This is a genomic window from Curtobacterium sp. SP.BCp, from assembly GCF_051903255.1.
GTDB lineage: Bacteria > Actinomycetota > Actinomycetes > Actinomycetales > Microbacteriaceae > Curtobacterium.
Genome location: NZ_CP194338.1, coordinates 3,235,514 through 3,258,361 on the forward strand (window position 1 = coordinate 3,235,514; position 22,848 = coordinate 3,258,361).

Annotated in this window: 20 protein-coding genes and 1 pseudogene; 6 read left to right on the forward strand and 15 right to left on the reverse strand. The window is 72.2% G+C overall.

The genetic code is table 11. The annotated features are described in order from the left end of the window. Positions 1-53 precede the first annotated feature (53 nt). Positions 54-2,210: an ArnT family glycosyltransferase gene (locus tag ACRQ4C_RS15435; protein WP_439689296.1), complete on the reverse strand. Its 2,157-nt coding sequence runs from the start codon at positions 2,208-2,210 to the stop codon at positions 54-56. A gap of 146 nt (positions 2,211-2,356) precedes the next feature. Here ACRQ4C_RS15435 and ACRQ4C_RS15440 point away from each other — a divergent pair. Further along, positions 2,357-3,232, forward strand: a pseudogene (locus ACRQ4C_RS15440) (aldo/keto reductase). A gap of 67 nt (positions 3,233-3,299) precedes the next feature. Here ACRQ4C_RS15440 and ACRQ4C_RS15445 read toward each other — a convergent pair. After that, on the reverse strand, positions 3,300-3,848 hold the full coding sequence (locus ACRQ4C_RS15445) for a hypothetical protein (protein WP_439689297.1): 549 nt from the start codon (positions 3,846-3,848) through the stop codon (positions 3,300-3,302). Between ACRQ4C_RS15445 and ACRQ4C_RS15450 the strand changes: the two genes are divergently transcribed. Then, a complete protein-coding gene (locus ACRQ4C_RS15450; RefSeq protein ID WP_439689298.1) occupies positions 3,847-4,812 on the forward strand; it encodes an NAD(P)H-quinone oxidoreductase in 966 nt (321 codons plus the stop codon). The genes ACRQ4C_RS15445 and ACRQ4C_RS15450 overlap by 2 nt on opposite strands. A 172-nt stretch (positions 4,813-4,984) precedes the next feature. Here ACRQ4C_RS15450 and ACRQ4C_RS15455 read toward each other — a convergent pair whose 3' ends face one another. The 7 genes from ACRQ4C_RS15455 to ACRQ4C_RS15485 all read right to left on the reverse strand — a co-directional run bounded on the left by ACRQ4C_RS15455 (position 4,985) and on the right by ACRQ4C_RS15485 (position 12,454). Further along, a complete protein-coding gene (locus ACRQ4C_RS15455; RefSeq protein ID WP_439690920.1) occupies positions 4,985-5,701 on the reverse strand; it encodes an amino acid ABC transporter ATP-binding protein in 717 nt (238 codons plus the stop codon). 95 nt (positions 5,702-5,796) lie between these two features. Then, positions 5,797-6,675 (reverse strand): amino acid ABC transporter permease, encoded by an 879-nt coding sequence (locus tag ACRQ4C_RS15460; RefSeq protein WP_439689299.1) that lies wholly within the window; start codon positions 6,673-6,675, stop codon positions 5,797-5,799. Positions 6,676-6,680: 5 nt separating this feature from the next. Next, on the reverse strand, positions 6,681-7,502 hold the full coding sequence (locus ACRQ4C_RS15465; protein WP_439689300.1) for an ABC transporter substrate-binding protein: 822 nt from the start codon (positions 7,500-7,502) through the stop codon (positions 6,681-6,683). A 315-nt stretch (positions 7,503-7,817) separates the two neighbouring features. After that, positions 7,818-8,321, reverse strand: a complete 504-nt coding sequence (locus ACRQ4C_RS15470; RefSeq protein WP_439689301.1) for a cupin domain-containing protein — start codon at positions 8,319-8,321, stop codon at positions 7,818-7,820. Beyond that, positions 8,318-9,736, reverse strand: coding sequence for an amidohydrolase family protein (locus ACRQ4C_RS15475; RefSeq protein WP_439689302.1), 1,419 nt, complete (start codon positions 9,734-9,736; stop codon positions 8,318-8,320). Before ACRQ4C_RS15475 ends, ACRQ4C_RS15470 begins: the two co-directional genes overlap by 4 nt. Continuing rightward, on the reverse strand, positions 9,733-11,418 hold the full coding sequence (locus ACRQ4C_RS15480) for an adenosylhomocysteinase (protein ID WP_439689303.1): 1,686 nt from the start codon (positions 11,416-11,418) through the stop codon (positions 9,733-9,735). Before ACRQ4C_RS15480 ends, ACRQ4C_RS15475 begins: the two co-directional genes overlap by 4 nt. A 43-nt stretch (positions 11,419-11,461) precedes the next feature. Beyond that, entirely contained in the window at positions 11,462-12,454 is a 993-nt protein-coding gene (locus tag ACRQ4C_RS15485) for a PrsW family intramembrane metalloprotease (RefSeq protein WP_439689304.1), read from the reverse strand. 81 nt (positions 12,455-12,535) lie between these two features. On the opposite strand from ACRQ4C_RS15485, the gene ACRQ4C_RS15490 reads away from it, so the two are divergent. Together ACRQ4C_RS15490 and ACRQ4C_RS15495 are read left to right on the forward strand one after the other, a co-directional pair. Next, positions 12,536-12,799 carry a glutaredoxin family protein gene (locus tag ACRQ4C_RS15490; RefSeq protein WP_439689305.1) on the forward strand — a complete coding sequence of 88 codons (264 nt, stop codon included), beginning with the start codon at positions 12,536-12,538 and terminating at the stop codon, positions 12,797-12,799. 113 nt (positions 12,800-12,912) lie between these two features. Then, positions 12,913-13,191, forward strand: a complete 279-nt coding sequence (locus tag ACRQ4C_RS15495; protein WP_290133758.1) for a GlsB/YeaQ/YmgE family stress response membrane protein — start codon at positions 12,913-12,915, stop codon at positions 13,189-13,191. A gap of 69 nt (positions 13,192-13,260) precedes the next feature. Here the strand turns inward: ACRQ4C_RS15495 and ACRQ4C_RS15500 are convergent, their stop codons facing one another. Next, positions 13,261-13,899 (reverse strand): TetR/AcrR family transcriptional regulator, encoded by a 639-nt coding sequence (locus tag ACRQ4C_RS15500; protein WP_439689306.1) that lies wholly within the window; start codon positions 13,897-13,899, stop codon positions 13,261-13,263. Further along, entirely contained in the window at positions 13,871-16,036 is a 2,166-nt protein-coding gene (locus tag ACRQ4C_RS15505; RefSeq protein ID WP_439689307.1) for an MDR family MFS transporter, read from the reverse strand. The genes ACRQ4C_RS15500 and ACRQ4C_RS15505 overlap by 29 nt, the downstream gene beginning before the upstream one ends. A 119-nt stretch (positions 16,037-16,155) precedes the next feature. On the opposite strand from ACRQ4C_RS15505, the gene ACRQ4C_RS15510 reads away from it, so the two are divergent. Both ACRQ4C_RS15510 and ACRQ4C_RS15515 read left to right on the forward strand, forming a co-directional pair. Next, positions 16,156-17,100 (forward strand): phosphotransferase family protein, encoded by a 945-nt coding sequence (locus ACRQ4C_RS15510; RefSeq protein WP_439689308.1) that lies wholly within the window; start codon positions 16,156-16,158, stop codon positions 17,098-17,100. A gap of 58 nt (positions 17,101-17,158) precedes the next feature. After that, positions 17,159-17,560, forward strand: a complete 402-nt coding sequence (locus ACRQ4C_RS15515) for a hypothetical protein (RefSeq protein WP_439689309.1) — start codon at positions 17,159-17,161, stop codon at positions 17,558-17,560. A gap of 24 nt (positions 17,561-17,584) precedes the next feature. Here ACRQ4C_RS15515 and ACRQ4C_RS15520 read toward each other — a convergent pair whose 3' ends face one another. The 4 genes from ACRQ4C_RS15520 to ACRQ4C_RS15535 form a co-directional block, all read right to left on the reverse strand. Further along, the gene (locus ACRQ4C_RS15520) at positions 17,585-19,039 is read right to left on the reverse strand and encodes an SPFH domain-containing protein (RefSeq protein ID WP_439689310.1); all 1,455 of its coding nucleotides are present in this window, start codon (positions 19,037-19,039) and stop codon (positions 17,585-17,587) included. Positions 19,040-19,190: 151 nt separating this feature from the next. Then, the gene (nadE, locus tag ACRQ4C_RS15525) at positions 19,191-20,027 is read right to left on the reverse strand and encodes an ammonia-dependent NAD(+) synthetase (protein WP_439689311.1); all 837 of its coding nucleotides are present in this window, start codon (positions 20,025-20,027) and stop codon (positions 19,191-19,193) included. Positions 20,028-20,053: 26 nt separating this feature from the next. Continuing rightward, complete coding sequence (locus ACRQ4C_RS15530; RefSeq protein WP_290133751.1) at positions 20,054-20,224, reverse strand: hypothetical protein; 171 nt, start codon at positions 20,222-20,224, stop codon at positions 20,054-20,056. A 184-nt stretch (positions 20,225-20,408) separates the two neighbouring features. Next, complete coding sequence (locus tag ACRQ4C_RS15535; RefSeq protein WP_439689312.1) at positions 20,409-22,475, reverse strand: choice-of-anchor G family protein; 2,067 nt, start codon at positions 22,473-22,475, stop codon at positions 20,409-20,411. Positions 22,476-22,848 lie beyond the last annotated feature (373 nt).

Genomic DNA, 22,848 nt, shown 5'->3' on the forward strand with positions numbered 1-22,848 from the left:
CGGCGCCGCACCGCGCCTCCCGTCCGGTGGTGGGGCGGACCGCACCCGTCGGCTCACGAGCCGCTCGAGAGGTCGTAGAGGGTGACCCCGTCGACGGTCGTCGACGCGAAGTGCGAGGTCACCCACGAGGTGATCTGCTCGGCCGCGTCGCTACCGGAGCTGCTGCTCCCACCGGTCCCGGACCCGGCGATGAACCAGTGCACCTCGCCGGCCGCGACGAGCGCCTCGAACCGCGCCAGGGTCGGTGCAGGATCCGTCCCGTTGTACCCGCCGATCGCCATCACCGGGTCGCCGGTCGCGAGCTGGTACGTCGCGGCGCTGTTCGAGCCCACGGTCGCTGCTGCCCAGGTGAAGTCGTCGGCGTCCTCGGACAGGGCCGACACGACGTCGCCGGACACGTCGGTCGACCCGCCGTTGAGCGACGATCCGCCTCCGCCACCGGCGCCACCGGTCGGACCGTCGGTCCCGGTCGGCGCCTGGCCGCCCTGCGCCGTCGTCCCGCCGTCCGCCGAGCCGTTCTGACCGCTCTGGCCGCTCTGGCTGCTCTGGCCGCTCTGGCTGCTCTGGCCGCTCTGGCTGCTCTGGCTGCTCTGGCCGGCGGGATTCCCCGGGCCACCGGGTCCGGTCTGCCCGCCGCCGTTCACCTGGCCGCCGGTGCCGCCCCGGCCCCCTGCACCACCGGGTCCTCCGGGTCCGCCCTGACCCGACCCGCTGACCTGCGGACCTGCTGACGGCAGCGCGCCGGTGTGACCGACCGTGGTCGTCTGCACCGAGAAGGCCGTCGGCCCGAGCAGGGCCGCGACGAGCACGGCGGCGATGGTCGTGCCCGTGAGGAGCCGGCCACGCGGCGGCAGGAGCGCGAGGACCGTGCCGGCGATCGTGGCGGCGAGCACGACCCATCGGATCCAGGGTTGCCACGACGACACCTCGGAGAGGAGGACGAACCCCCAGACGCCGGAGAGCGCCACGACCGAGGCGCTGACGACCCGCCAGGCAACGGCTCCTCGGCGCTGCCACAGGAGTCCGGCTCCGATGCCGACCAGACCCGCGATGTACGGAGCGAGGGCGACCGTGTAGTACGGGTGGAAGATCCCGCCCATGAAGCTGAACACCAGGCCGGTGACCAGCAGCGAGCCACCGAGCACGAGGACCGTCGCGAGCCGCGGGTCACTTCGACGGCGCAGCCCCACGGCCACGAGGGCGACGACGAGGAGGGCGAGTGCCGTGGGCAGGAGCCAGGCGACCTGGGTGGCGAACTCCGAGCCGAACAGGCGGGTCAGGCCGGTCGAGCCCCAGGACCCGGCACCCGTCGTCCCACCCGGCACGACACTGCCGGTCTCGTCGCCGGTGACCCGCCCGAGACCGTTGTAGCCGAAGGTGAGCTCCAGGAAGCTGTTCGTCTGGGACCCGCCGATGTACGGCCGTGACGAGGCCGGGACGAGCTCCACGATCGCGACCCACCACCCCGCCGACACGACGACCGCGGCGGCCGCGGCAAGCAGGTGCCCGATGCGCCGCAGCAGTGGACGCTGCGACGCGACGAGGTAGACCCCGACCAGCGGGGGCAGGACGAGGAACGCCTGCAGCTGCTTCGTCAGGAACGCCAGCCCGATCAGCACCCCGGCCCACACCACCCACCGCATCCGACCGGACTCGACACCGCGCAGCGTCAGCGCGATCGAGCCCACCGTGAGGAGCACGAGCAGGGCGTCCGGGTTGTCGTAGCGGAACATCAGGGTCGCGACGGGAGTCGTCGCGAGGACCGCGCCGGCCACGAGCGCCGCGCCGGCCGAGAAGCGGCGGCGGACGATCCCGTGCAGGATCGCGACCGAGGCGACACCCATCAGCGCCTGCGGCACGAGGATCGCCCACGAGTTCAGACCGAAGAGCCGCACCGAGGTACCGATCACCCACAGGAACGCCGGGGGTTTGTCCACCGTGATGGCGTTCGCCGCGTCCGAGGAACCGTAGAAGAAGGCCTCCCAGCTCTGGCTCCCTGCCTGCACTGCCGCCGAGTAGAACGCGTTCGCCCACCCGTTGACGCCGAGGTTCGCGATGTAGAGGACGCCGGTCACGAGGAGGAGCCCGAGGAACGCCGGACGTTCCCACGCTGCGGTGCCCGCTCGACCGCGGACGAGGCGGTGCAGCCCGGCCCGGATCGCCGAGGCGGGAAGCGCGGACGCAGGCGCGTGTGGTGATCGAGTGGTCATGGATCCAGCGTGCGAGCGGAGCATGCACGGACTCGATGTCCCGGCTGTGGCGGCCCTAAGCGAGGTGCGGCGTGGAAGTCGCGGCCGCGCCGCTCCACCGTTGCACTGCTGGGCGCGACGCGGGCCTCGCGGAGCATGCTGGGGCGATGAAGCAACGAGTCATCGGAGACGTGTCCGTCAGCGCGATCGGTCTCGGCGGCATGCCGATGTCCATCGAGGGCCGACCGGACGAACGGCGCTCGGTCGCCACCATCCACGCCGCACTCGAGGCGGGCGTCACGCTCATCGACACCGCCGATGCGTACCACCTCGCCGCCCACGACGAGGTCGGGCACAACGAGTCACTCATCGCCAAGGCCGTCCGCGAGTTCTCCGGCGCCACCGACGACGTCCTCATCGCGACGAAGGGCGGCCACCTCCGTCCGGAGCCCGGCCCGTGGGCGCAGAACGGGCACCCGGAGTACCTCAAGGAGGCGGCGAAGGCGTCCGCGAAGCGGCTCGGTGTCGAGGCGATCGGGCTCTACCAGTTCCACCGGCCGGACCCCGCGGTGCCCTACGCCGAGTCGATCGGGGCCCTCGCGGAACTGCTCGACGAGGGTGTCATCCGGATGGCGGGCATCTCGAACGCCGACCCGGAGCAGATCCGCACGGCGAACGAGGTCCTCGACGGGCGGCTGGCCTCGGTGCAGAACCAGTACTCGCCGCGGTTCCGGTCGAGCGAGCCGGAACTCGAGCTCTGCGACGAACTCGGCATCGCGTTCCTGCCGTGAAGCCCGCTCGGCGGCATCACGAACGCGGCCGACCTCGGGACCGCGTACGAGGACTTCGCGTACGTCGCCCGTGACCGCGGGGTGACGCCGCAGGTCGTGGCGCTGGCGTGGGAGCTGGCGAAGAGCGACGTCGTCGTCCCGATCCCCGGGGCGTCGCGGCCGCAGTCGATCCTCGACTCGGTCACGGCCGTGTCGGTGAAGTTGCGCCCCGAGGAGGTGGCGCGGCTCGACGCGTCGCAGGCCGCCGCCTGACACCCTCCGACGCGGCGCCCGCGCTCCTCACCGGGAGCGCGGGCGCATCACGTGTGCGGCCGTCCGCTCAGGACGGGCAGTCCGCCGACAGGTCCTTCAGCGTGGCCTGCACCTTCTCCTGCGCGGCGACGGCCTCGGACGAGGTCTGCGACCCCGAGTCCTGGACCGTCTTCACGTAGTCCTTCGCGGCCGAGCTGAAGGCCTCGAAGTCCTGCTTGACCTCGTCGTTGGTGACCTTCGGCACGACGGCGTCGAGGCGCGAGGTGAGCCCCTCCACGACCTTCGCGCGGTCCTCGGCGCTGGTCGCGCCGGCCGCGGCCGACGACTGGGACGCGATGTACGACTGCAACTCGTTCTCGACGAGGGTGCAGGCCTCCTGCTTCGTCTGCGCGGGCGCCGCCTGGGTCGGCTTCGTGCTCGCCGCGCTGGACGACTCCGCACCCGAGCCGGCGTCGCCGCCGCCCGAGTCGCCGCCGCCCGAGCAGCCGGCGAGGAGCGTGACGGCGAGGACCGCCGTGGTGATGGTCAGGTACTGCTTGCGCATGGTGGTGCGTCCCCCTTCGATCGCCGAGCCCGGCGTGGGTGCGGCCGCGTCCGAGCGTACCGTCGAGGACATGCGAGCGATCAGCCACGACGACGGCACCCTGACCCTGCGCGACCTCCCGGACCCCGAGCCCGGCCCGGGCGAGGTGCTCGTCGAGGTCGCGGCGGCCGGTGTGAACAACGCCGACCGGCAGCAGGTCGCGGGGAACTACCCGCCGCCGCCCGGGGCCTCCCCCGTGCTCGGGCTCGAGGTCTCGGGCACCGTCCGGTCGCTCGGCCCCGACGTCACCGGGTGGTCGGTCGGCGACCGCGTGTGCGCGCTGCTCGCCGGCGGCGGGTACGCGTCGCTCGTGGCCGTCCCGGCGACGCAGCTGCTGCCGGTGCCGGACGCGCTCGACCTCGTGTCCGCTGCCGCGCTCCCCGAGGCCGCCTGCACGGTGTACTCGAACGTGGGGATGCTCGCCGGACTCCGGCCGGGGCAGACCCTCCTCGTGCACGGAGGCACCGGCGGCATGGGGTCGCACGCCGTCGTCTGGGCGAAGGCCCTCGGTGCGACGGTGATCACGACGAGCGGGGGTGACCGGAAGGTGCGGGCGTCCCGGGAGCTCGGCGCGGACCTCGCGATCGACCACCGGTCCGAGGACTTCGTCGCGGCCGTCCTCGACTTCACCGACGACCGCGGGGTGGACGTCGTGCTCGACGTGGTCGGGGCGGACTACCTGGCGAAGAACCTCCGGGTGCTCGCGCCGAACGGACACATCGCGGTGATCTCGACGACGAGCGGCCCCAGGGGCGAACTCGACCTCGGCGCGATGATGGCGAAGCGCGCCACGATCAGCGCCACGACGCTGCGCGCCAGACCGCTCGACGAGAAGGCCGCGATCGTCGCCGCGGTCCGCGAGCACGTCTGGCCGTTCGTCGAGGACGGGAGCGTCCGCCCGGTGGTGGACTCGGTGCTGCCACTCGCCGAGGCCGGTGAGGCGCACCGACGGATGGCCGACGGCGAGCTCGTCGGGAAGGTCCTGCTGACGCCGTAGCGCGCGAGCCCCGCCGCCGGCCGCGCCGCCCCGCCGAAGTTCGCACCGCACAACCGAAGTCGTCTCGAACCGTGGATTCCCGTGGTTCGAGACGGCTCCGGTTGTGCGCGGACCGTCGACGCCGCACCACGCCCGCGAGTCCGGACCGTGCCGCGCGGTGCGGCGCGGCGCGTCAGGCGTGGACGCGGGCCAGGAACTCCACGAGTGCCGGGTGCTCCGGGTGGTCGAGCACGTCGGCCGGAGCTCCCTGCGCGACGACCTCGCCGCGGTGCAGGAACACGATCCGGTCCGCGACCTTCCGCGCGAAGGACATCTCGTGCGTGGTCATCAGGATCGTCGAGCCCTGCCGCTTCAGCTCGGTGACGAGGTCGAGCACCTCGCCCACGAGCATCGGGTCGAGGGCGCTCGTGACCTCGTCGAGCAGCAGCAGTTCGGGGTCGGACGCAATGGCCCGCACGATGGCGACGCGCTGCTGCTGCCCGCCGGACAGCCGGTCCGGGTAGGCACCCGCGAAGTCCGCCAGGCCGATCCGGTCGAGCAGCCGCCGCGCCGTCTCCTCCGCCGTCGCCTTGCCGATGCCGTGCACCTGCCGCGAGGCGAGCGTCACGTTGTCGAGCACGCTCATGTGCGGGAACAGGTTGAACTGCTGGAAGACGACGCCGATCCGCGCCCGGGTGGCGTCGACGTCGACGCGGGGGTCAGCGATGTCGGTGCCCTGCAGCAGGACCTCGCCGTCGTCGACGCCCTCGAGCAGGTTCACGGTCTTGAGCAGCGTCGACTTCCCGGAGCCGGACGCGCCGATGACGCAGATGACCTCGTGGCGGTGCACGGTGAGGTCGATGCCGCGCAGCACCTCGTGCTCGCCGAACGCCTTGCGGAGGCCGCGCAGCTCGAGAACGGGGGCCGACGTCGGCGGCTCGCGCCGTGCCTCCTGGCCGTCGACCGGACTGGAGGCACGACCCGCGTCCGCTTCGTTCGTCGCGTTCACACCGTGCCCCCGATCTGCTCGCGCTGCTGCTGCCGCCTGGCGATCGCGTCGGTGACGCGGATCAACGGCAGGCTGATCACCACGAACAGCAGACCGGCGACGAAGTACGGCGTGAAGTTGTAGCTCTCCGCCTGGGCGATCTGTGCCGAACGCACCGCGTCGACGGCGCCGAGGATCGAGACCAGGCCGACGTCCTTCTGCATCGACACGAAGTCGTTCATGAGCGCCGGGGTGACCTTCCGGATCGCCTGCGGCAGCACGACGAGCCGCAGGGTCTTCGCGTGCGAGAGGCCGAGCGACCGGGCGGCGAGGCGCTGCGACGGGTGCACTGCCTCCATGCCGGCGCGGAGCACCTCGGCGATGTACGACGAGTACGTCAGGACGATGGCGATCGTGCCCCAGAACTCGGCGGGGAGTCGGGGGAAGACGCCGAGCCCGGGGATCCCGTAGCCGACGAGGTAGAGCACGATGATGAGCGGCAGGCCACGGAACAGGTCGGTGTACCCGGTCGCGAGCATCCGCAGCGGGAAGAACACCGGGCTGCGGAGGCCCCGGACGACGGCGAGGAGCGTGCCGAACACGGCGACGCCGATCGCGCTGAAGAACAGGATCCGGACGTTCAACCACAGGCCGGCGAGGATCGCGGGGAACGAGTCGACGGCGGTCTGAGGGTCGAAGAACGACTGCTGGACGGCGGCCCACCCGGGGGTGTTCACGACGCCGAAGTACACGACGGCGACGACCACGAGGGTCGACACCACCGACACCGCGATCGACCGGCGTCCGCGCTGCCGACGGTAGAGCCGACGCTCCAGCTCCACCTGGCTCGGCGCGGGTGCGGCGACCGGGGTGCCGGTGCCTGCGGGGACGGTCACGAGTACTACTTCAGGACGGGCGTGCCGGTCTCCGAGGAGAGCCACTTCGTCTGCAGGCTCTGCAGCGTGCCGTCGTCCTGCAGCGCGGTGAGCGCCTTGTCGACCTTGCTCGTGAGCTCCGAGCCCTTGGGCAGCACGAAACCGAACTGGTCCCCGGCGCCGTCGTCGGGGAACTGTGCCGACACGGTGCCCTTGCCGTCGAGCTGCGCGCCGGCCATGTAGAACGCGGTCGGCAGGTCGGTGACGATGGCGTCGATCTGGCCGGACTTCAGCGCGAGGACCGCGTCGTCGTTCGAGTTGAACACCTGCGGCGTGACGCCGAGGACGTCCTTCACGCTCTGGATGCTCGTCGACCCGGTGGCCACGCCGATCGCGTCCTGCTTGAGCGCGCTGATCGTGGTGTCGCCCGCGGCCTTGGAGGACTTCGTCGTCACGACGGCCTGGGTCGTCGTGTAGTACGCGGTGGACATGTCGACGGCCTTCTTGCGCTTGGCGTCGATCGAGAACTGCTGGATGTTGAGGTCCCAGTCCTTCGGACCAGGAGCGATCGCGCTGTCGAAGGTGCTGCGCTTCCAGACGACGTCGGACTTCGCGTAACCCATCTCCTTCGCGACGGCGTACGCGACAGCGGCCTCGAAGCCCTTGCCGGACGCCGGCTTGTTGTCCTCGACCCACGGCGAGTAGGCGGGCTGCCCGGTCGCGATCGTGAGTTTGCCGTCCGTGACGGTCCCGGCGGCGTTGCTGCTGCCGGCCGAGCACGCAGTCAGGGCCAGGGCGGCGACGGCGGCCGTCGCGACGGCGAGGGTGAGGCGGAGGGAACGGGTCACGGGCGGGCCTTCGCTCGAGGGGTGTGGGCGATGCGATCGTACGCGGAACTGGTACACCAGCGCGAGCCGCCGGCGACGCGGACCGTCATGGTCAGCGTCCCGAACGATGCATTCTGGTCGGAGGAATACCGAACGGGAATCGGTGCGAAAGCCGCAACCGAACCTCACGAAACGATCACGACGACATTTCCGGCGCATTCTTCGTGCATGATCGGTCCCGCAGCACGTTGCTCCGGCGGCGGGTGGCGGACAACGGCGTCCGGTGCCCGCCGCCGGCAACGCTGTTCCCCGCCACGATCGGTCGGCTCGGTCCTGCTACTGCTCCTCGGCCAGGCTGAAGTCCTCGAACGAGAAGCCCGGCGACACGAGGCAGCTCAGGAGCACCTCGCCGTCCTGCGGGAGTGTGCGCTGCCAGACACCGCCGCGGACGAAGGCCTGCGCGTCGTTCACCCGGTCACGTCCGGCGTCCGGCCCGAGGGTGATCGTCGCTCCCGGCACCGGTTCGTCACCGTCGCCGCCGAGCTGGAGGTCGACCGAGTCGGGTCCGTGCCACATCCAGATCTCGTCGTTCGCCACCCGGTGCCAGGCCGAGGCCTCGCCGGGCGGGAGCAGGAAGTGGATGAGCGTCGCCGCAGGACGTTCCCCCGCCGGGGTCTGGACGGTCGCGGGCGACGTCCACGTGCGGACGTACCAGCCGCCCTCGGGGTGTGGCTCCATGCCGAGGGCGACGGCACGCTTCGGGACGTCGAGCCACTCGACGAGCTCGCCGGAGACGGTGCGGCGGGCTGCCATGCCGGGTCGGGGTGCGGTCTCGGTCATGCGGGTTCCTCCTGGTGGGACGACGACGGGTGGGACGACGACGGGCGGGACGACGACGGACGGGTGGGCGCCGGGGTGGGCTGCGGTCCGGCGTGCCCGACGAGTGCGCCGTCGATCGCACGCACCACGCCCCGGACGACGGTCGCGACGGCGCGCCCGGCACCGTCCTCCACGAGCTCGGCGAGTGCGTCCGGGACGGTGCGCGCGTCGACGTCGAACACCGCGAGGTCCGCTCGGGCCCCGACAGCGAGGTGCCCGATCCGGTCCGGTCCGACGGCCAGCCCCATCGCGTGCGCGCCGCCGAGGGTCGCCGCGGCGAGCAGCCGCTCGTGCAGGTCGTGCCCGCGGTACCCCTGGGCGCGGGCGATCCGGTGCAGCGCGGTGACGTCGGCCATCAGGTCGAGGGACGGCGACGACGACAGCGAGTCGGTGCCGATCGCGATCGGGCTACCTTCGCGCAGGTAGTCGGCGACGGGCGGCGGGTCGAGCCCGATCACGGCGTTCGACCGGGGGCAGAGTGCGACGGCCGTGCCCCGGGCCCGGAGCAGCGCCCGGTCGGCGGCCGTCATGTAGACGCCGTGCGCGACGTGGCAGTCCGGACCGAGCACACCGAGGCGATCGACGAAGGAGGTCGCGCTGGCGCCGAACCCGAGTGCCCGCATCGCACGGAACGAGGGCACGTTCGCGAGGTGCCAGTCCGCGCCGTGTCCGACGCCGACGACCCCGTCGAGTCCCGGGACCGGTTCGATCGCGGTCCGCTCCCCCTCGAAAGCCGCCTCACCGAGGTGCAGGTGCAGGCGGAGTCCGCGTTGCCGGACGATGTCGGGGAGCTCGAGCAGCGGACCGACGTCGAGCGAGTACGGCGCGTGCGGCGACAGTCCGGCGCCCGGGGTAGAGGGGATCCGGGCGAGTTCGGCGAGCACCTGGTCGCGGCCGTGCTCCTGCCATGCCGCGTTCTCCCAGTCCATCACCTCCCAGTAGGCGATGCCGCCGAGCCCGGCGTCCTCGAGTGCGGTCGCCGCCTCGATGTCGGTGACGACGTCCGCGACGCTCGTCACCCCGGCCAGGAGCGACGCCTCAGCCCCGTCTGTGGCCTCGGCCCGCCAGTCGTGCGGCACCGCGTACTCCGCGTTGAACGCGGCCGCCCAGTCCTCGAAGCCCGCGTACTGCCGGCGCCCGACACCAGACATGCCGGTGTACTGCAGGTGCGTGTGCGCGTTGACGAGACCGGGCAGGAGCGCGCCTCGCCACCGGCGCTCGGTGGTCGGCACGCCGCTCGCGGCGAGCTGGTCGACGACCCACGAGCGGTCCCCCACGTGCAGGATGCGGTCGCCCTGAACGGCGACCGCACCGTCGGCGATGGGCGGCGCGGTCATCGGGACGACGACCCGTGCGGAGTGGACGACGACGCTCACGACGGGTCCCCGAAACGGTGGGTACGGACGTCGGGCTCGCGGTCCGCCGGATGCTCACCCATCCGGCCGGGAGGCGCGGGTCGGGTCCCGAACGCGGCGAGCGCCGTCCGGGCGGTCGCCTCGTCCACCGCGGGGTCGATCGGCACGACCGAGCGGTCGAGCTCGTCACCGCGCTCCAGGAGCATGCGGACGGCGCCGAGCTGTGCGGCGAAGGACAGGTCCATGATCTCGACGGGGTTGCCCTCGGCGGCCGTCACGTTGATGCACCCGCCGCGGTCGAGCACCACGACGTGGTGGCCGTCCGGGAACGTGAACCGTTCGACGTCGGGCGCCTCGGTCGTGGGGGTGGCACCGGCGGCGAGGGCGTCCGTGACGGCGACCTCCTGGTCGACCCCGCCCGCGACCGACACGACCGCGCCCGCTGCCGTCGCCCGGAGGACCTCGAGCGAGAGCGTGTCGCGGACCCCGGTGGCACTCACGACGAGGTCGGCGTCCCGGACGGCGTCGGCGAGCGGAGCGACCACGTGCCCGGCGAAGGCGGCCTGCAGGGCTCGGACCGGGTCGGTCTCGGCGACCACGACGACGAAGCCGAGCGCGCGGAGCACCATCGCGACCCCCTCGCCGACCGGACCGAACCCGGCGACGACGGCCGTGCCTCCCGGGCGGACCCGGTGCGCGCCGGACGGGAGCCGGTCGACCAGGTCGAGCGTCGCGGACACCGTCGACTGCCCGGTGCCGTACCGGTTGTCGAAGAAGGTCTTGGTGCGGGCGTCGTTGACGGCGACCACCGGGATGCCCAGGGTGCCGCGCTCGGCCATGGTGCGGAGCGGCCGGAGTCCGCTCGTGGTCTCCTCGGCCGCGCCGAGCATCACGGGGAGCAGGTCCGGCCGTTCCTGGTGCAGCAGGCGGATGACGTGCGCGCCGTCGTCGAGGACGATGTGCGGCGCCGTGTCGAGCATCGCGAGGGCGAGCGTCTTCTGATCGGCGAGCGACACACCGGCGCGGGCGAACACGGGGAGCCCGGCGGCGCGGAGGACCTCGGCCACGGCGTCGTCGGTCTCGTCGGCGTGGGCGTACACGACGACCTCGGCGCCGGCGTCCCGGAGGAGCAGCGCGAGCACCGCGGTCTTCGGTTCGAGCACCATGGCGACGGCGACGCGGGTGCCGCGCAGCAGCCCTCCGTCCCCGAGCTCGCGCGCCACCGTCCGGGACACCGGCATCCAGCGCCGGGCCCACCGGATGCGGGCCTCGGCGGCCGGGTCGGTCTCGGGGTCGCGGCCGGTCGAGACGAGGAAGACGTCGGCCGACAGCGAGGGGACGCCGAGGACGCCCGGTCGGACGGGGGCGACCGGGCCGAAGGCGTCCTCGTCCACCGCGGGGAGGTACCTCCCGGCGTCGACCACGACGAGCGCGGCGCCGCGGGGACGGTCGGCCTCGCGCTCGACCGCGGGCGTCGTCTCGGCGGGGTCGCCGAGGCACCAGAGCTGGTCGACGGGTTCCTGTTCACCCGCCGGCCGCGCGCCGAGCCCGGTCAGGACCGCGCCGAGGGTCGCGACGTCGGTTGGGTCGCCGCCGACGATGCGGAAGCGGCGCGCGGCGACGAGGAGGTTGGTGGCGGCGGCGAACCGGCGGACGGCTGCGGAGGCCCAGGCGGCCCGGGCGGGGTCGGGTCGCTGCGGCATGGGGACATCGTAGGGCGCGCGGGTGTCGCGCCGGTGCCCGGGGTCAGTGCGCGTGCGGGGGCGGGGTGCGGGTCCAGTCGGTCGCGCCCGGTCCCGACGGACCCGACAGCCACGTCGGCGCAGCCGCAGCGTCGGACCGGTCCGACGCTGCGGCCAGCGCCCGGTCCTGCCGACGGTGCCGGACGAGCACGGTCACGAGGACCGCCACCCCGATCGCGGTGACGATCGCGAGTCCCACGACGTACAGCGTCGTCGAGAGCGTCGCCACGTCGGCCGGCACGTACCGGCCCCGCGCGGCGGAGAACGGCGTGCCGGTGAACACGAACGCGAGGAGCGTCGCGAGGGTCGAGTTGCTGTCCCACAGCCCGTGGAGCAGCGACACCCCGACGTACGCGACGACGATGCTCCACGACCAGCGGAGCCGGACCCCACCGCGCGCGGCCCCGAAGAGCACGGCGCCGAGGACCGCGGTCCACAGCACGTGTCCGACCGGGGACAGGATCGCCCGGACGACCTCCGTCTGCAGGAGCGACACGAGGTCGATCCCCCGCGCGGTGATCGCCGCGTTGAACGCGTACCCGGCGGACTCGAACGCCGCGAAGCCCGCGCCGACCGTGGCGCCGAGGAGCGCACCCTGCCGCGCCGTCTTCGGCCGGACCCGCCAGGCGACGACCACGAGCAGCACGCCCTTGACGAACTCCTCGACGAACCCGACCGCGATGTACAGGAGCGCGTCCTGCCGGAGGTTCGCCTCGAGGAGCGACGCCCCGAGGACACCGAGGATCCCGCCGACGAAGAACGCCGTGACGAGCTGCATCGTGCTGATCGTCCCGGTGACCCGCTCGATGACGAAGAGCACGACGGTGAAGGGGACGAGGAAGCTGCCGAGCAGGATGATCGTCGGCACGAGGTTCGTGTTGCGCGTCAGCACCGTGACGACGATCGTGACGACCCACAGCAGGAAGCCCGCGAGCAGGGTCTTCCACCACCAGCCGTGGCGGTGGTGGGGGTGGACCACGTCGACGGGGAGGCTCATGCTCCGATCGTGCTCCCGTCCGACGGAGCGTGTCCCGGTGTGCGCGGGAATGCACTGCGGCCGTCGAGCGTCGTACCCCACATGGCTGAAGCGACGTTCGACAAGGTGACCATGTTCGGCGCGGACTGGTGCCGCGACTGCCGGCGCTCCAAGGCGCTGCTCGACGGGCTCGGGATCGACTACGACTACGTGGACGTGGAGGCGGACCTGACCGCTGCCGACCGCGCCGAGGCGCTCAGCGGGCGGAAGAACATCCCCGTCGTGGTGCTGCCGAACGGCAAGCACTTCGTGGAGCCGTCGGACGCCGAGCTCCGGGGTGAGCTGGAGGCCTCCGGGCTGGTCTGAACGCCCTCGCGAGGGCTCCCTGGGAGGACGCCGAGCGAGCGGGGAGTTGTGTCTGGTGCTGGTCGCACCCGGTACCCGCCGAGTGGACCGACCCCCACACAAGGAGGCACACCGTGTTCGGTCTCATCGTCAGCCTGATCATCATCGGACTCATCGCCGGCGCGATCGCGCGCCTGGTCATCCCCGGCAAGCAGAACATCGGCATCCTGATGACGATCGTCCTCGGGATCGTCGGCTCGTTCGTCGGCGGTTTCCTCGGCTACCTGATCTTCAACCACGACGGGAACGACGGGTTCTTCCAGCCCGCCGGCATCATCGGGTCGATCATCGGCGCCATCATCGTGCTGTTCATCTACACGCGGTTCGCCGGGCGCGGAGCGCGTACCCGCTGACGCGGGAACCGGACGGGAGGCACGGTGCGCGTCGGACGCGCACCGTGCCTCCCGTCTGTTCCCGGGCCGTCAATCCGAGGCAGCGAGCCGCCCCATCTCGGCCACCACGTCACGGAGCCGCGTCGCGAGCTCCGCTCGCGACGACACCGCGTACCGGTGCGTCGCCTCGATCACCGCGGCCATGACGAGCGTGACGGCCGTCCGCGCGGTGTCCGCACCGGCCCGTTCGGCGGCGACCTCGGCGACGCGGGCGCGGGTCTCCGACATCCACTGGAGCATCGTCGGGACCATCTCCGGCCGGGCCTGGACGAGCTGCTTCATCCGGCGGCGGTCCTCCGGCAGGGTGACCGTCCGCGCGACGAGGTCGCAGCAGTCCGCGACGAGCGGGCCCGTCCCCGCGAGGAACGCCGCGCGGGCGTCCTCCGGGACCGTCGACGGGCCGAGTCCGAGTGCGGCGTCGCCCTTCGACGGGAAGTAGTTGAAGAACGTGCGGCTCGAGACGCCCGCGGCCGCACAGATCTCCTCGACGGTGACCCCTGCCAGCCCGTGTCGGGTCACGAGCTCGAGCGCGGCACCGTGGATGGCGGCGCGGGTCTGCTGCTTCTTCCGCTCGCGCAGGCCGCAGGCGCCGGCGTCCGGACCGGAGCCGTCCGCGGTGGTGCGGACGGCTCCGGTCGGGTCAGGCGTCCGTACGGTCGCGCTGGACACTGATCGACCCGGTGGTCGGTGCCGTGGGCGAACCCATGGTGTCGGCTGCACGGACCGCCTGGACCTCGAGGTCGTCAGCGGTGCCGGCGGAGTCGGCCTGTTCCTGGAGCGCCGAGCTCTTCCGGAGCGGCGGCGCCTTGAAGAACCAGCTCAGCACGAACGCGAGCAGGATCACGGCGAACCCGACCCAGTACACGGTCACGGCCGAGGCGTTGAACCCGGTCATGAACGGACGGGTGAGTGCCGGGTCCGCACCGTTGAGGTACGACGTGTCGCTCGTCTCGGAACTGCTGCTCGAGCCGCTCGACGACGCTTGGTCCTCGATGGTGCTCGACAGCTTCGGGGTGAGCTGGTCGACCCAGTACGAGCGCTGCGAGGCGTCCGCCCAGTCGACGGAGACGGTGCCGTCCTGGACGCTGGCGTGTGCCTTGTCCGCGACCGCGGCGAGGGCCTGCTGCTCGGCGGCCGGGGTGGCCGCGGCGACCTGCTGGTCGATCACGGTCTGCGCCGCCGCTGCGGGCACGGCTCCGGCCGCGACCTGCTGCTGCACGGTCGCCGTCACCTGCTTCGTGACCGCGGCGTCGGCTGCGCTCTTCGCCTGGGTCGATGCGGAGTCGAGCTGCTGCTGCACGTTCTCCTGGACCGGCTCGACGATCGGGTTCCAGATCTGGTCCATCACGCCCTGGTTCGCCTTCGCCGAGGCGACCGTCGGGTTCAGGGCTGCGTCGAGCGCGGAGGACAGGTTCGACCGGTCCGCCGTGGCGTGCAGGATGTTCGTCGGCATGATCGAGAACAGCACGGAGAGCAGGACCGCGGTGCCGAGCGTGCCACCGATCTGGCGGAAGAACGTCGCCGAGGAGGTCGCCACGCCCATGTCCCGCGGCTGCACCGAGTTCTGCGACGCCAGGGTGATGCTCTGCATGAGCTGGCCGAGACCGAGCCCGATGAGGAACATGCCGATCATGAGGAACCAGAGCGGCTTGTCGATCGTCATGAAGGTCAGCACGACGTAGCCGACCGAGACGAGCGCGGTGCCGATGACGGGGAAGATCCGGTAGCGGCCGGTCTTCGCGACGATCTGGCCGGAGGCGATCGAGGCGATCATGAGCCCGCCGATCATCGGGAGCGTGGCGAAGCCGGACTCGGTCGGGGTGAGGCCGGTCACGATCTGCAGGTACAGCGGGATGGTGAGCATCGCGCCGAACATCGCGAACCCGACGAGGAATCCGAGGCCGGTCGCCATCGAGAAGACACCGGAGCGGAAGAGCTTGAGCGGGATGATCGCGTCGTCCTTCATGAGCGACTCGATCACCAGGAACGCCACGAGTCCGAGCGCACCGATCACGTAGCAGGCGATGGCGGCCGCGGAGCCCCAGCCCCACGTGCGGCCCTGTTCGGCGACGAGCAGCAGCGGCACGAGCGTCACGATGACCGAGGTGGCGCCCCACCAGTCGATGCGCGGCTTCGCCTTGGCGTCGCCGAACTTCGGGAGGTGCAGGAACGCGATGACCATGATGAGCGCGCCGATGCCGATCGGGACGTTCACGAGGAAGACCCAGCGCCAGCCGGTGATCCAGAGGATCTCGTTCGCGCCCGAGAACAGCCCGCCGATGAGCGGTCCGATGACGCTCGAGATGCCGAACACCGCGAGGAAGTAGCCCTGGTACTTCGCGCGCTCACGCGGAGCGAGGATGTCACCCATGATCGCGAGAGGCAGCGACATCAGCGCACCCGCACCGATGCCCTGGAACGCCCGGAAGGCCGCGAGCATGATCATCGACGTCGAGAGGGTCGAGAGCAGCGACCCGAGGATGAACACCGCGATGCCGAAGATGTAGAGCGGCCGGCGGCCGAACACGTCGGAGAGCTTGCCGTAGATCGGCGTCGTGATCGTCGACGCGATGAGGTAGGCGGTCGTGACCCAGGCCTGCTGGTCGAGGCCGTGCAGGTCGTCACCGATCGTGCGGATCGCCGTCCCGACGATCGTCTGGTCGAGCGACGACAGGAACATGCCGGCCATCAGGCCGTAGATGACGAGGAGGATCTGCCGGTGCGACATGATCGGCTTCGCCGGCGTGGCCGCCGGAGCCGACGATCGCCCGCGCTGCACCTCGACCGGTGCGGTGGCAGTGGACATCTGGTTCCCAACTCTCAAACTTGCAGACCGCGCAACTTTACATCAGCAGCATCGTTGCTGGCAATGCATGTTTGCCATCGTGCACCTTTGGTGAACGGCTTCTCAGGTAGCGTGGCCGGATGGGGCGGACGAGCTGGACCGGACTACCGACGACGCTGCGGGCACGGATCGAGGCAGCCCTCGGCAGTCCGGTCGTCCAGGCCGTGTCGCAACCCTCGGGGTGGTCGCCCGGGAGCGCCGACCGCGTCGTCACGGCTGACGGCCACCGCGCCTTCGTGAAGAGCGTCGCCCGGTCCCGCAACGGCGACAGCGCCGACATGCACCGCCGCGAGGCGCGGGTGATGGCGGCGATCCCACCCGAGGTGCAGGCACCACGGTTGATCGCCGCGTTCGACGAGGTGCACGACGGCGACGACTGGGTCGCGCTCGTGCTCGACGACGTCGACGGCCGACACCCGGGTGGCGACGGCCGCGGTGCTGACACGGCCGCCGTCCTCGACGCCCTCGACACGCTGCCGCTCGCCTCCGGGACGCTGACGGGCCTCCCCCGCATCGCCGACGACCTCCGCGACGAGTTCGCCGCATGGGACCGGATGCTCGTCACCGGGCTGGCCCCGGAGGTCCCGGAGGACGTCGCCGCCGTGGCGGACCTCCTCGCGGCGACGGCGCGCGGTGCCGACCGGCTCGTCGACGGTGACCACCTCGTGCACGCCGACTGCCGGGCCGACAACCTGCTGGTGGACGCCGACGGCCTGGTGTGGGTCGTCGACTGGCCCTGGGCGTCCGTCGGGGCGCACTGGCTCGACCCGCTCACCTACCTCCTCGACACCCTGGTCCGCGGTGAGGACGACGATGTCGACCAGCACCTCGCCGAACACCCGGTCTTCGCCGGGCTGGACGGGTCGACGGTCGACGCCGTGCTCGCGGCGCTCGCAGGGCTGTTCCTCGAGAAGGCGGCGCAGCCGGCGCCGCCCGCGATGCCGACGATCCGCGACTTCCAGCGGAGCGAGGGCACGGCCGCCGCACGCTGGGTGCTCCGCCGCCGGGCCGTGACCCCGCGCTGACCCGAGGGGGGACGCCCGCGTCCAGGGTCGGCGGAACGCGGAGCGTACCGTCCACGCCATGACCGAAGAGCACGCACACCACCGTCCCGAGGACGACGCCGCGCGCCTCGGGCTCGTCGTCGTCGGCGAGGCCGCCGCACTGCACGCGGGAGACGACGCATCACTCGACGCGAGCGAGCAGAACATCCGCGACACCGTCGACGACCTGGTCGACGAACCCCTGACCGACCGGCAGGAGGAGGTCGTCGAACGCCTCGCCTCGGCGGGCGGCACCCTGACCGCCGGGCTGAGCGGCGCACTGGCCGCGCAGACGGACCGGAGCGTCGACGACGTCCTCGGGGGTGCCGCGCGCAGCGTCGTGTGGCAGCAGCGGCTGTCGCAGGAGCGCGAGGACGCCGGCCGACAGCACAACCGCTCCGACGACGACGGGCGCCGCGAGGACGGTCGCGGCGAGGACTGACCCCGCCGCGCCCGTCGTCGGCCCTTACTCGGCGTCGGCGGCCGCGGGCTCCTGCTCGCGTGCCACCGCGCGCGCTGCGGCCTGACCCGTCGTCGTGCTCTTCACGATGTCGCTCAGCGTGAAGCCGGCGGTCGTCCCGAGGAGTGCGTCGACCTCGCTGAACTGGCTCACGACGCTCTTCGAGAGCGAGCCGGCGCCGTCCGACGACACCACCGTCAGCTTGTCGATGTTGCCCATCGGCGCTGCGAGCTCGCGCGCGATGCTCGGGAGCGTCTCGATCGCCTTGACGCGCAGCACCGCCTCGGAGTGCTGCGCGAGCGCGTCGGCCTGCGCCTTGGTCGCGTCGGCCTCGGCCTGACCCTTGGCCCGGATCGCGTCGGCCGCTGCCTCGCCCTCGGCGCGCGAGGCGTCGGCGGCGAGCTTGCGGGCCTCGGACTCCGCCTGGGCCTCCGCGGCGACGGCCTCGGCGGAGATGCGACGGGCCTCGGCCTGTGCACGGGCCGTCTCGACCTGGGCACCGGCGGCGGCTTCGGCCTCGAGCCGGGTCTTGCGGGCGTTCGCCTCGGCCACGGCGGTGACCTCGGACTCGAGCTCGGCACGACGGAGCTCGGCTCGCTTCTGCGCCGTCAGCTGCTCCTGCTCCACGACGCCCTGCGCGGCGCGGGCGTGCGCGAGCGGTCCCGCCGCAGCGGCCTCGGCCGAGGCCCGGTCGGAGTCGAGCTGGAGCGCGGCTCGGCGGATCGCGAGGGCGTTCTCGGCCTCGGCGATCGCCTGGTCCGCGCGGGCACGGGCCTCACGGGCTTCGCGGTCGGCCTGCGCCTCGGCGTTCTCGGCCTCGAGCCGGACACGGGCGCGCTCGGCACGACCGAGGTCGCTGATGTACTCGTTGCGGTCCGAGATGCCCTTGATCTCGAACGAGTCGACGTCGAGGCCCTGGCTGTGCAGGGCGTCCTTCGCGACGTCGAGGACCGCGACCGTCAGCTGGTCGCGGTTGCGGATGATCGTCGAGACGTCGGTCGCGCCGATCGAGGCGCGGAGCGAACCCGACAGGACCTCGCGCGCGAAGTCGTCGATCTTCTTCTCCTGACCGAGGAAACGCTGCGCCGCGGCACGGATGGAGGCGTCCGCCTCGCCCACCTTGACGAGCGCCACCGCCTCGACGTCGATCGTGACGCCGCGGGAGTCCTGCGCGTTGACGTTGATGTCGATCGCCCGCGAGCTCAGCGACAGCTTCGCGACCCGCTCGAAGAACGGGCGGACGAGCACGCCGGCGCCGAGGACGACCTTGATGCCGGACTCGACGGTCTCGGTGCCGTCGGCGTTCTTCACCTTGCGCGACCGCTTGCCGGTGATGATGAGCGCCTCGTCCGCACCGGCGTTGCGGTAGACGAGCTTGGCGTAGACGAGCACGATCAACGCGAGGACGATCACGCCCACGATGACCAGCGGAACGGCGCCGAGTGCGAACAGGACTTCCATGTCTCCCCCTCACGGAAGCCGCCGTCCGGCGGGCGCCGAACCGGGATTCCGCATGTGTTGTTCTGTTCGCTCCACCCTACCGGGCCGCGCCGACGGACGGGAGGCGCGGTGCAAGCCCGCACCGCGCCTCCCGTCCGTCAGCTGGTGGCGACTACCGCGCGTCGACGGTCGCGCGCCACCAGTCGTCGAAGGGGGTCGCCGGGACGGCGCGCTTGTGCGCCGTCGCGCAGTACCGCGCCTCGATCGCCTCCGCGACCTCGTCCGGCACGTCGTGCCCCTGCAGGTACGCGTCGATCTCCGCGTAGGTGAGCCCGAGGTTCGCCTCGTCGGTCTGTCCGGGCAGGTCGTCGAGCAGGTCCGCGGTCGGTGCCTTCTCGTACAGGCGGGCGGGGGCTCCGAGGAACTCGAGGAGCTGGCGACCCTGGCTCTTCGTCAGGCCGGTCAGCGGGGTGAGGTCCACACCGCCGTCGCCGTACTTCGTGAAGAACCCGGTCACGGCCTCGGCCGCGTGGTCGGTCCCCACGACGAGGAGCCCGCGCTGCCCGGCGACGGCGTACTGGGCGACCATGCGCATCCGGGCCTTCACGTTGCCCTTGACGAAGTCGCTCAGCTCGACACCGGAGGCGAGGGTGTCCTCGACGACCCCGTCGACGCCGTGCTCGATGTTCACGGTGATGCCGGGGTCGGCGCCGATGAACCGCAGGGCGAGCTGCGCGTCCTCTTCGTCGGCCTGCACACGGTACGGCATGCGCACTGTGGTGAAGGTGACGTCGTGCCCCTCGGACCGGAGGGACTCGACGGCGAGCTGCGAGAGCTTGCCGGCGAGGGTGGAGTCCTGTCCGCCGCTGATCGCGAGGAGGTACCCCTTCGCGCCGGTGGTCAGCAGGTAGTCGCGCAGGAACCCGACCCGACGGTCGATCTCCTGCTGCGGGTCGATGGTCGGCTGGACGTCGAGGTCCGCCGCGATCTGGGCTTGGAGTTCACGCACGGAGCCAGTATCCCCCCGTGCGGGCCTCAGCGGACAGGTGTCGCCCGGTCGGGGCGGATGGTGTTGTCGTGGTCGGCACCGATCGCGCACGTGCAGACGACCGACAGGGTCTCGGACGGCGCGTGGGTCAGCCGGAAGCGTTCGACGTGGGGCGGCCCCACGTGGCGGTCGAGCGGGTGGGTGTCGTGGTCGTGCACGGTGCTCCTCATCGGTGGGACGGCGTCGTGCGGCAGGGAAGGTGCCCGCCGATGGTGACGCCGGTGCGGTGGTGACCCGATCACCACCGCACCGGCGTGGGAGGCCGCGACCCGAACGCGCCACCCCCCGGGAGTGCGCGGGTGACGGCTACCCTGACCGCCACCCGCGCGGGTCACGCGTCGTCTACGCCGTGCGGCGGAGGCGACGAGCGAGGAGCGTGCCGCCACCGGCGGCGAGGAGCAGACCGGCGATCAGCATGATCGGCAGGAGCTCGGCGCCGGTGTAGGCGAGCGAGCCGCCACCACCGCCGGCACCCGGGCCGACGCCTGCGCCGGACCCGTCACCGCCCGGACCGCCCGGCGTGCCGGGGGTGCCCGGGTCGGTCGGGTCGGTCGGGTCGGTCGGGTCGACCGGCGCCGCGGCCACGACGAAGGTCACCGAGTCGGGGTCGCTCACGAGCGTGCCGATGGTCTCGACCGCGACGGCCTCGTGGTCACCGACGGCGACGTCCGGGAACGTCACGGTCCAGGTGCCGTCCTCGTCGGTGACCGTGGACTGCGTGCCGTCCTCGTCACCGTCGAGCGTCACGTCGACGTCCGAGCCCGGCTCCGCGGTGCCGCTGACCGGCACGTCCGTGGTGTCGTCCTCGGTCGGCACGGTGGTCTCGGTGCCGTCCTCCGGGTCGGTGATGGCGATGCCGGCGAAGGCGTCGGCCTGCACGGTCGCGGTCGCGATGTCGACCGTCGCCGCGTCGACCGCGGGGAGCAGTTCGATGCGGACGGCACGGACCGTGGTGGCGCCGGTGGCGTCACCGTCCGGGTCGCTGAACGCCGGGGCGGTCTGCGAGTTGATCGTGATCGACACCAACTCGTTGAGTGCGTCGAGCACCGGGTCGAGGGCCGTGACCACGTCCTCGAGCGTGTCGACGAGCGTGGCGACGGTGTCGGACACGAAGTCCTCGGTCACGATGCCGCTGACCGCGGTGGTCAGCGCGGGCAGGAGCGCCGTGTCGACGACTGCCTCGAGACCGGCCGTGAGACCGAGGTCGTCGAGGAGCGCGAGTGCCCCGGTTCCGGTGAGGGTGACCTCGGGGTCGGTCGTCGAGGTGCCGAGGAGCTGGCCGAGGGTCGTGTCGACGGAGATGTCGAGGCCGGCGTCCGCGACGAGGACCGTGGCGTCCGTGCTGACGTCCACGTTCACGGTGGCGACGTCGAGCGCGTCCTGGAGCGCGTCGGTCAGCAGCGCCGGCACCTGGTTCGTCAGGATGTCGGCGATCGCCTCCTCGATCTGCGCGTTGATCGTGTCGCTCGCGAGCAGTCGCGTGTTCGGCGCGAGGTCGTTGAGCGTGTAGAGGTCGTCGAGGTCGATCGAGACCGTGCCGGTTGACAGGTCGATCGTGACGGCGCCCGAGGTGAGCGGGGCCGCGGTGATCGACGACACGGCGGCCGCGAGGTCGACGTCCGCGGTCACGGTGGCCGTGGTGTCACCGACCGCGATGCCCGGGACGGTGTTCAGGACGTCGGTGAGGTCGTCCGTGACCGCGCCGGTCAGCGCCGTCGTGACCCCGCCCGCGCCGAGCGCCGTGTTGAGGGTCGTGCTCGTGGTGCCGAGCGTCGTGTTCAGCTGCCCGACGAGCGCGGCGACCGCCGGGCTCACGACGGACACGTCCGCGCTGGCCACCTGGTAGTCGGTGGTGACGTCGGCACCGTCGAAGGTGCGGGTCGCCTCGGCCCGCGCGGAGAGCGCCCCGAGGTCGACCGATGCGTCGCTGATGACCCCGTCGAGGTCGAGTCCGGCGAGCAGCGGCTGGAGGTCGATGCTCGCGCCGTCGCTGCCGGGAGCGCCGACCTGGATCGCGCCGTCGCCCGTGACCGCCCCGGCCGCGGCGACTGCCCCGGTGGTGGAGGTCGAGGAGTACTGACCCGCGACCCCGACGTCCACGAGGCCGTTGGCCCCGAGGAGCTGGATGCCGCCGGGGACCTGCACACCGAGGCTGTCGAGGACGGTGAGGTCGAGCGGGTTCGACCCGCCGTCGGCGGCGCCGCCGGGAGCGGTCGCGCCGTACGACCCGGCGAGTGCCGCGATCGTGTCGAGGTCGACGGTGCCGCTGCCCGCGAGCAGGCGACCCTCGGCCTGGGTGACGTCGGTGGCGGCCGCGTTCGCGGGGAGCGCCGCACCGCCGATGATGACCGCGGCCACGGTGGCCGTGGCGCCCGCGCGCAGCGCGAAGCGTGTTGCTGTGGATGGCATTGTGCCTCTTCCTCCGGCGGATCCCTCCGCCGCTGATCCATCCCCGGGGTGGTTGGTCCGGGGATCCGACGAGACCGCTGGTGGGGCGGTCCCGGAGTCACGTGTGCGCGTCGAGCTGCGCGCGGACGGGCTTCAGCGGATCGCGTCACCCCCGTGGATGAAGGGTGGGACGCCGGCGCTCACGCAGGACTGCACGCGTCGTGCGGTCGCGGAGTCGTTCCGGTCCATCCCTGATCCCCCTCGGGTGTGCACGGCATCGCCGTCGTGCTGAGGACTGCGCGCGGGTGGTTGATCCGCGCTCCCTGAACAACCTACAAGGAAGCGCCCACACTCTGGCGATACCCCCGTTCGGGGGAGTCCGAGCAACCGTTGA

Bases quoted from the DNA above. Each gene is read 5' to 3' on its own strand.
- ACRQ4C_RS15445 (WP_439689297.1), bottom strand. From the start codon at position 3,848: ATGTCCTCGACGGTACGCTCGGACGCGGCCGCACCCACGCCGGGCTCG.
- ACRQ4C_RS15450 (WP_439689298.1), top strand. From the start codon at position 3,847: ATGCGAGCGATCAGCCACGACGACGGCACCCTGACCCTGCGCGACCTC.
- ACRQ4C_RS15535 (WP_439689312.1), bottom strand. From the start codon at position 22,475: ATGCCATCCACAGCAACACGCTTCGCGCTGCGCGCGGGCGCCACGGCC.
- ACRQ4C_RS15515 (WP_439689309.1), top strand. From the start codon at position 17,159: ATGACCGAAGAGCACGCACACCACCGTCCCGAGGACGACGCCGCGCGC.
- ACRQ4C_RS15480 (WP_439689303.1), bottom strand. From the start codon at position 11,418: ATGCCGCAGCGACCCGACCCCGCCCGGGCCGCCTGGGCCTCCGCAGCC.
- ACRQ4C_RS15435 (WP_439689296.1), bottom strand. From the start codon at position 2,210: ATGACCACTCGATCACCACACGCGCCTGCGTCCGCGCTTCCCGCCTCG.
- ACRQ4C_RS15520 (WP_439689310.1), bottom strand. From the start codon at position 19,039: ATGGAAGTCCTGTTCGCACTCGGCGCCGTTCCGCTGGTCATCGTGGGC.
- ACRQ4C_RS15470 (WP_439689301.1), bottom strand. From the start codon at position 8,321: ATGACCGAGACCGCACCCCGACCCGGCATGGCAGCCCGCCGCACCGTC.
- ACRQ4C_RS15510 (WP_439689308.1), top strand. From the start codon at position 16,156: ATGGGGCGGACGAGCTGGACCGGACTACCGACGACGCTGCGGGCACGG.
- ACRQ4C_RS15505 (WP_439689307.1), bottom strand. From the start codon at position 16,036: ATGTCCACTGCCACCGCACCGGTCGAGGTGCAGCGCGGGCGATCGTCG.
- ACRQ4C_RS15485 (WP_439689304.1), bottom strand. From the start codon at position 12,454: ATGAGCCTCCCCGTCGACGTGGTCCACCCCCACCACCGCCACGGCTGG.
- ACRQ4C_RS15490 (WP_439689305.1), top strand. From the start codon at position 12,536: ATGGCTGAAGCGACGTTCGACAAGGTGACCATGTTCGGCGCGGACTGG.